Annotated in this window: 9 protein-coding genes and 2 tRNA genes; 4 read left to right on the top strand and 7 right to left on the bottom strand. The window is 67.3% G+C overall.

Features of this window, described 5'->3' with window-relative positions:
• From AC5RUJ_RS07850 to AC5RUJ_RS07840, 3 genes are all read left to right on the top strand, one after another.
• On the top strand, nt 1-1253 hold a 1253-nt coding region (locus AC5RUJ_RS07850; protein ID WP_494155735.1), incomplete at its 5' end, for an HNH endonuclease signature motif containing protein.
• 38 nt (nt 1254-1291) lie between these two features.
• A complete protein-coding gene (locus tag AC5RUJ_RS07845; RefSeq protein WP_494128838.1) occupies nt 1292-1825 on the top strand; it encodes a hypothetical protein in 534 nt (177 codons plus the stop codon).
• Between the two features lie 234 nt (nt 1826-2059).
• Nucleotides 2060-3253 carry a glutamate--cysteine ligase gene (locus AC5RUJ_RS07840; RefSeq protein ID WP_494128837.1) on the top strand — a complete coding sequence of 398 codons (1194 nt, stop codon included), beginning with the start codon at nt 2060-2062 and terminating at the stop codon, nt 3251-3253.
• Nucleotides 3254-3312: 59 nt separating this feature from the next.
• On the opposite strand, the gene AC5RUJ_RS07835 is transcribed toward AC5RUJ_RS07840, so the two are convergent.
• From AC5RUJ_RS07835 to AC5RUJ_RS07805, 7 genes are all read right to left on the bottom strand, one after another.
• Nucleotides 3313-4392 (bottom strand): UDP-N-acetylmuramate dehydrogenase, encoded by a 1080-nt coding sequence (locus AC5RUJ_RS07835; protein ID WP_494128836.1) that lies wholly within the window; start codon nt 4390-4392, stop codon nt 3313-3315.
• A 37-nt stretch (nt 4393-4429) separates the two neighbouring features.
• Nucleotides 4430-4858 carry a MaoC family dehydratase gene (locus AC5RUJ_RS07830; protein WP_494000536.1) on the bottom strand — a complete coding sequence of 143 codons (429 nt, stop codon included), beginning with the start codon at nt 4856-4858 and terminating at the stop codon, nt 4430-4432.
• Nucleotides 4855-5316, bottom strand: coding sequence for an FAS1-like dehydratase domain-containing protein (locus tag AC5RUJ_RS07825; protein ID WP_494025411.1), 462 nt, complete (start codon nt 5314-5316; stop codon nt 4855-4857). Before AC5RUJ_RS07825 ends, AC5RUJ_RS07830 begins: the two co-directional genes overlap by 4 nt.
• A gap of 28 nt (nt 5317-5344) precedes the next feature.
• Nucleotides 5345-5599, bottom strand: coding sequence for a DUF3188 domain-containing protein (locus tag AC5RUJ_RS07820; protein ID WP_494128835.1), 255 nt, complete (start codon nt 5597-5599; stop codon nt 5345-5347).
• An 86-nt stretch (nt 5600-5685) separates the two neighbouring features.
• The gene (locus tag AC5RUJ_RS07815) at nt 5686-6594 is read right to left on the bottom strand and encodes a DUF2797 domain-containing protein (protein ID WP_494128834.1); all 909 of its coding nucleotides are present in this window, start codon (nt 6592-6594) and stop codon (nt 5686-5688) included.
• A 143-nt stretch (nt 6595-6737) separates the two neighbouring features.
• A tRNA-Met gene (locus AC5RUJ_RS07810) sits at nt 6738-6814 on the bottom strand.
• Nucleotides 6815-6871: 57 nt separating this feature from the next.
• Nucleotides 6872-6943: transfer RNA gene (locus AC5RUJ_RS07805), tRNA-Thr, on the bottom strand.
• 218 nt (nt 6944-7161) lie between these two features.
• On the opposite strand from AC5RUJ_RS07805, the gene AC5RUJ_RS07800 reads away from it, so the two are divergent.
• A partial coding sequence (locus AC5RUJ_RS07800; RefSeq protein WP_494155734.1) for a methyltransferase occupies nt 7162-7576 on the top strand: 415 nt, incomplete at its 3' end.

Genomic DNA, 7576 nt, shown 5'->3' with positions numbered 1-7576 from the left:
GCGACCGGCTGCACCCCGAACCCCTCGAGACCCGGCACCGCGCCGCGATGGAACGCCGCACCGTCCACTACCAGCCCCAGGACGACGGGATGGCCGACCTCTACATCCGCACCAGCGCCGACAAAGCCCTGCTCGCCTACAACCTGATGCAGGCCCACGCCCGCAAACTCCAAACCGCGGACGAAACCCGCGCCCTGGGCCAACTCCGCGCCGACGTGTTCACCGACATGCTCCTGCGCTACCCCGGCCACGCCTACCAGCCCACGGCCACCGCCACAGACACAGACAGCGGACCCGCCGCCGGCGACACAGCCGCCACCCAGACGGTACCTGACAACTGCGGAACAGCGGCCACCCAAGCATCAGCCGGACCGAGAGCAGCAAGCCGTTCCGGAACTGCTGCCGGATCCGGGACCGCGCTCGGCTCTGTAACGAACGCAACGGCAATGACAACGGCAGCCGCTCCACCTGGCGCCCCCGAGAAAACCGGCCCAAAGATCCCGGACGCGGAAGTTGCGGCGTGCACCGTCCGAAACACGGCAGCCGGAGGGACGGCAGGGCAGGGGCCCTGTACCTGCGGTGCCGGGAACGTGACCGCCTCCGTCGCCGTCACCGCGCCCCTGCACACCCTGCTCCGGCTCGCCGAGGACCCCGGCGACCTCACCGGCTACGGGCCGATCCCGCCGGGCATGACCCGCGACCTTGCCGCGCTGGCCAAATCCTGGTTGATCGTGCTCACCGATGACTATGGCAAGGCAGCCGCCGTCGCCAAAGACCTGCGCCACCCGCCCGAATGGCTCAAACGCCTCGTCCGGCTACGCGACCGCCACTGCCGCGACTTTGGTTGCACCGTCCCGGCTGACCACTGCGACATCGACCATACGATCGCCTGGGAAGACGGCGGCACAACAGTCATGGAAAATCTCAGCGCCCGCTGCAAGCCCGGGCACAAAACCAAACACCAGGGCGGCGGAACCGTCACCCAGGACCCCGACGGGACCCTCCACTTCACCACCCGCTCCGGCCACACCCACACCACTACCCCCGACGAAGGCTGGACACTCACGATCCCCCTCAGCCCCCGGCGCAGAAGAAGCCACGGAAAGCCCGGGCAACGGTGCCAAAAGTCCCCGGGACTGTACCCGCGGCGAGGGCGACACCGGCGGCGACGAAGCCACGGACGGCCCATGGGACAAGACCCCGCCACCGTTCTAGACACCCGCCGCCGTTCCAGCTACCCGCCACCGTTTTAACCGACCCAACGTGAAACCAACAGCAAGAGGATTCAACAGTGACCAGGTATGCGAGGCCCAAGGCGCGAATCGAGGATGTGCTTCGGGAGTTCTTCGTCCAACAACGTCAGGTGAGACCAATCCAGCTCGACCGCTCACTCAGGTTGGAGGCTCACCTGCGGCGCTTCCTGGAGACCTGCGGTCCTGCCTACCTCTCAGAAGAATGGTGGATGATGCTTCAGTTGGAACAGTGCTTTCAACCGCAGGGTGCCTTCGCGCGGTTACTGCCCGCCGATTATTTGCTGGCACCGATGCATGAGTTTTTGTCGCCCGATTGGCTCATGGACCACGGTACCGACCGGTTGGTCCAAGTGAACCACAGCTACCGACTGGTCTGCTGGCTTTGCGGCAGCGGGCTGGTCAATCTTCGTGCGCTTCGCCCGAGCATCATCCGCTTCATGATTCGGCATGACGAGCTTTCCGCACATTCGAAGCGCCGCGCCGAACGGCAGCGCATTCCACGACCGGCAGGAGCACCGCAGGTCGAGGACCCGCAGGCTGACGCGACGATCAGACGGGAAGACCTTCCCTAGGAGCATGCCGCGCCAGACAGGGTCGCCGAATGTCCGAGGACCTCTCGCTCGGCGCGGCCTGGACGCACGACGCCGAGTCCGCACACACCTCTTGGTGATCGCCAGCGAAGTGAGGCGCGGTTCGGTTGCCGCTGTGGACCGCCCGGCTTCTCGCACGTACTCTCTTGGTGAGCCCGGCTAAGCAGCGGCATCCCGGCCGTCGCCATCAACACAAGCCCGGCGAAAGGTGGTTGCATGCGCACTTTCGGTGTCGAAGAGGAGCTACTGCTGGTCGAGCCCGCCACGGGCCTGTCTGTGCCGCGCGCAGCAGCCGTCATGGACCAGTATCGGCTCACAGCGGGAGAAGCCCAGCAATCTGGGCAAACGGAAGCCGCTGCTGCCTCTGCCCCCACCGGCCCGACGCTCGCGACCGAACTCCAGCAGGAACAGATCGAGGTCATCTCCCCGCCCCGCGCAACCTTGTGCGATCTGGCAGCCGACATTCTGTCCGGACGAGCCTTGGCCGACGCTTGTGCCCGCGCGTCCGGAGCAAGGGCCGTCGCGCTGGCCACATCGCCGTCCCCGGCCGCACCGCATCCAGCTCCTGATACCCGCGTCCAGGCACTGAGGGCGCAGTTCGGGCTGACGGCAGAAGAGTCCTTGACCTCCAGCTGCCATGTCCACGTCAGCGTGGATTCTGAGGAGGAGGGCGTAGCTGTGCTGGACCGCATTCGGATTTGGCTTCCCGTACTCGCCGCCCTCAGCAGCAATTCCCCGTTCTGGCAGGGCCGCGACACTGGGTATGCCGGTTTCAGAACCCAGGCTTGGTTGCGCTGGCCGGGCACCGGGCCTTCGGAAATATTCGGCTCGGCTGCCGCCTACCACCGCTCGCTCCGGCGTGCCTTGGACAGCGGCGTCGTACTCGACCACGCCATGCTTTACCTCGACGCGCGGCTGTCCCACAAGCACCCGACGGTTGAGATCCGGGTGGCCGATGTCTGCCTTCAGGCCAGCGACACAGTGTTGATCGCCGCTTTGTCCAGGGCACTCGTGGAGACGGCGGCGAGAGAGTGGAGGTCCGGGTTGCCCCCTGCAGCGGTTCCGGCGTCGGTACTCCGGTTGTCCGCTTGGCAAGCCAGCCGCTGGGGCATCGCCGGCAATCTCCTGCATCCACTCACCGGCGTTCCTTGCCGTGCCGACACCGTGATCTCCCTGCTCTTGGAGCACACCCGGCAGGCCCTTGCCGACGCCGGGGACGAGACCGGCATCGGGCTCCTATGCCAGGAGGTCCAGGCGCGAGGCACGGGCTCCCGGCAGCAGCGCGAGGCCTTCGCACGCGGAGGACTGGTGGCCTTGGCAAGCACAGCGGCCTACTTCACCCACCTCACACGGCAGGAACCTGCGCTGGCGGACGACGACCTCGTGTCCGAAGCGGCCGGGCATTCATAGGCGCGCGCACTCATGCCGGCACCGGGCACCCGGTGTGCGGAGGGCCAAGAGGCCTGCCGCTACAGACTGCAGCCAATCAGAAGCGGCTCAGGCTGAAGCCGGATCCCGAAGGACCGTTCAACTCCGTCCCGGACTACGCGTGCAATCGCGAGGATATCCTCGGCGCTGGCGCCGCCGCGATTGGTAATCGCCAACGTGTGTTTGGTCGAAAGCGAGGCGCGGCCGCCCGCCACCTCGTAGCCGCTGAGGGGACCGTTTGACGTTCCCGAAAGCCCAAAGCCCTTCGAAAAGCCCGCGTGGTCAATCAGCCAGGCAGCACTTAGCTTGGCCTTGTCCTCGGCCGGCCAGCGTGGCGCATCAGCCGGCAGCTTCGCCGCCGTGTCCATGTCGACGATGGGGTTCGTGAAGAACGAGCCCGTGCTGAACGTATCCCGGTCGGCTAAATCGTGGACCATGCCCTTGGAGGCGCGGAGCCGGAGTACCTCACGGCGAACGTCGGCCGCCTTGGCCACGCCTCCGACGTCGACACCGAGCACGCGTGCCAGCTCGGCGTAACGGACCGGAAGGCTCTGACGGCTGGGGGCCAGGCGGAACTCGACTTCCAGTACCACGAAGCGTGGAGATCCGTTGGACGTGCTTTGTTTCAGGACCGAGTCCCGATAGCCGAAGGTGAGGTCGCGGTTTGCGAATTCCCGGACGGACCCGGTCTTACGATCCCAGGTTCGCACCCGGACGATGGTCTGCGAAACATCGGATCCGTAAGCGCCGACGTTCTGAACGGGCGTTGCCCCGGTCAGTCCGGGAATGCCGGAGAGGGCCTCCAGCCCGGCCCACCCGTTGTCGACTGTCAGCGCCACCAGCTCGTCCCATGGGTGGCCCGCCTGCACCGTCAGTCCGACGGCGCCGTCATCCTCGCGGACGCTGTAGCCGCGGTTGGCGATGGCCACCACGGTGCCGGGGTAACCGTCGTCGGAAATCACGAGGTTGGACCCGCCGCCAATGACGAGCAGGTGGTCTCCGGACTCGTCGGCGGCACGGACAGCCTCGATGACCTCGGACTCGGAGCCTGCGTCAATGAATTGCCGGGCGGGACCGCCCACACCGACCGTCGTCAGCGGCGCAAGAATCGTTTCAGTCACGGTGCGGGCCTCCCACCCGCTGTGGGCGCGGTGCGGTTTACCAAATCTTGACGACCGCCTGGGCTTTGACCAGCACCTTCACGCCTGCAGCGGTTACGGTGAGGTCGACCCGCGCCGTGCCGTTGTCCTGGTCGATGGCCCCGATGGCGCCGCTGACGTCGATTGTGGCGCCGGGTCCGTCGAGATCTTCCACGAGGACCGGCTTCGTGAAGCGCGTCTGGTAGTCGACGACGGCGGCGGGGTTGCCGATCCAGTCCGTCACCAGCTGCACCGCGGCACCCATGGTGAACATGCCGTGCGCGATGACGCCGGGGAGGCCTACCTGCTCGGCGAAGCGTCCGTTCCAGTGGATCGGGTTGAAGTCGCCGGACGCTCCCGCGTACCTGACCAGGTCCGCGCGGGAAACCTCAATGCTCCGTGAGCCAATGTCCTGTCCAACAGTCAGTTCGTTCAGTTCAACGCTCACTGGCCTTCCCCTCTCACCAGGATCGACGACGTGGTGGTGGCCGTTTTCTCGCCGGCGACGGTGCTGATTTCCGCCCGGGTGGTGATCATGGCGCCGCCGCCCATCGCTCGCACCTGGTCAACGTGCAACTCGGCCACCAGTTCGTCGCCGGCGACGATCGGCCGGTGGTGCACGAACCGCTGGTCAGCATGGACCACACGGGAGAAATCGATCCCGGAATCCGGGTCCTCGATCAGCCGGGCGTCCGCACGCTGGGCCACGATGATAGCGAAGGTGGGCGGAGCCACCAGGTCGACATAGCCCAGTTCCTGCGCGGCTTCGACGTTGAAGTGCGCTGGATGCGTGGCCTTGACCGCCGATGCGAACTCCCGGATCTTCTCGCGGCCCACGGTATAGGCGGGGCCGGCCGGGTAGGTGCGGCCGGCGAGGTCGGGGTTGACCCCGGCATGTTCGGACATGGATCTCCTTCAGATGGAGTGGATGGGACTATCGACGCTTCGCTGGCCGTGTGCCCCGCGGGTGGGCGGCTGCCTGCCGGGCCCGGGCGTCGCGGAACCGGACCAGCAGCCCGACCAGGTGGGTCAGCAAACCCGTGATGATGGCGGCCAGTGCAGCCCAGACCAGCCATTGGATGCTCGCCGACGCGGCGATGACAGACAGGAGGATCCCGACGCCGATCAGCACCATGGCAGAGATGACCAGCTTGCGGTACAGCGGCGAGCCAAGGTCCCAAGGATTCATACCTCAAGGTTACCGGCCACGCCCCCTGCCAGCCGAACCGCGGAGCCGTGCGGGACTGCGGGCTCCGGGCAACGCCTGCCGATCGCCTAGAACAGCTGTTCCTGGATGACGGGCTGCTCCGAGGCGAAGTCGCCGACGGCGATCCGGCGGCCCTTCACCCCGCCCAGGTCCACCAAGAAGAGCGGGCCGCCATCCTGCAGCCGCGCGGCCGCGACGCTGCCCAGGAGGCCCTCCACGATGAACCCGTGGTCGCCCGAGGCAAAGCTGCCCGGATAGCCCCTCTTGATGCCCTCCTCCAGCACCGGTGCCGCCAGCTCCGGGACCTGCCATTGTTCGTCGACGACGTCGAAGCCTTCCAGTTGAACGGCAGGCAGCAGTTCGCGCACAGTGGCAGCATGGCCGGAGTTGAGCCGGTCCACCTCGGGCAGGGGCAGCGGCGCCAGCAGCCCGGTGAACTTGGCGGCGCTGCGCACGGCTTGCGTCAGGGCGGTGTTTCCCGAGACCGCGTCCTCGAGTACCCGCACCACCCGTCCGTCGCACGCCCGGGCGACGTAACGGGCGGCCACCGCGCCTTGTTCGGCCAGCCGCAACGCTTTCCGCACGTGGGCCGCCGTGCCCACCTTGCTGGCACCGTTGGCAAACGTCGCCACGTACAGCCAATGGGGTTGGGCGAGGTAAGCCAGCAGCCCCTCGGGGGCCCGGCCGCTGCGGTGGCTGTCATGCATGAAGCGCAGGTCGTCATTGAGGAAGCAGTTCACACATTGGTGACCCCGCTCCGCCGGAGCCTGCAGCCGGCACGGCACATGCGTGCGCTCCGCGGCGGAAAGTACCCGGTGGCTGCCCAGACAGTAGCGTTGGGGGTCCATCACGCGGAAGCCCAGCCTCGACCCCTGCGTCACGGGCAGGTCTTTCGGCGTACCGTCCGGAGTTGCCAGGCGCAGCCGGGGGCCCGCGGGGGTCCAGGCGATGCCGTGGGCGAGATACAGGGCGGGCATGGCGTCCACTCTAGTAAACGACGTGAGAGTTCCCCTGACCCCGCCGGCTGCGGTCGCGGGGCCGGCCTTGGGGGTCAGCGGGAGCGTTTAACAGCCGAGGGGCCCGGCCGGAACCAAAGTTCCGATCGGGCCCCTCAGGGTCTTGGTAGCGGTGCCCGGACTCGATCCGGGGACCTCACGATTATGAGTCGTGCGCTCTAACCAGCTGAGCTACACCGCCACGAATGGGAGCGCCCGCGCTGCGTCTCGCGACGCAGACGCGGGCTTTGCCATTCCGAGCCCCCCACCGGAATCGATCCGGTGACCTCGTTCTTACCAAGAACGCGCTCTACCACTGAGCTAGGGGGGCAACGGAGAAATACATTACCAGCAATTCGCCCCTGAAAGAAATCGGAATCGTGCCCCGTGGTGAAGGCCACACGTCCGACGGCGGTCTCCTCCGCGGACAGCCCCGGGCGGCCTGTCCCCGGTGGCGTTTCGGGCGCATGAACTGCAGTCAAGATCACAGCGAGGCGGCCAGCGGACGCGGACGAAAGGGTACTCTGGCGTCATTCGAAAGGACTCCACATGCAGGTTTCCCAGCCATGGGGCCGGGACGACATCGCCTCCCGGCTGCGCGCGGCAGGCTGCGTCTTCGCCGAGGAAGAGGCCGACCTGCTGCTCGCCGAGGGCGGTCCCCCGGAAGAAATTTCCGCCAAGGTGGAACAGCGGGCAGCCGGGACTCCCCTGGAACAAGTCCTGGGCTGGGCCGGGTTCTGTGGCCTGCGCATTCGCGTTTCCCCCGGGGTTTTCGTCCCCCGGCGGAGGACCGAGTTCCTGGTCCGGCAGGCCGCGGCCTTGGCCCCTGTGCCCACCGCCGTCGTCGTCGATTTGTGCTGTGGTTCGGGGGCCGTGGCGGCGGCACTGGCCGCACTGCTCAGGCCCAGCGAACTGCACGCCGCAGATGTGGATCCGGCGGCGGTGGCGTGCGCGCGCGCGAACC

It is taken from the genome of Arthrobacter sp. Y3223164, assembly GCF_059091005.1.
Note: the sequence above shows the minus strand (reverse complement) of the source record. Positions and strands in the feature narration are given on the sequence as shown.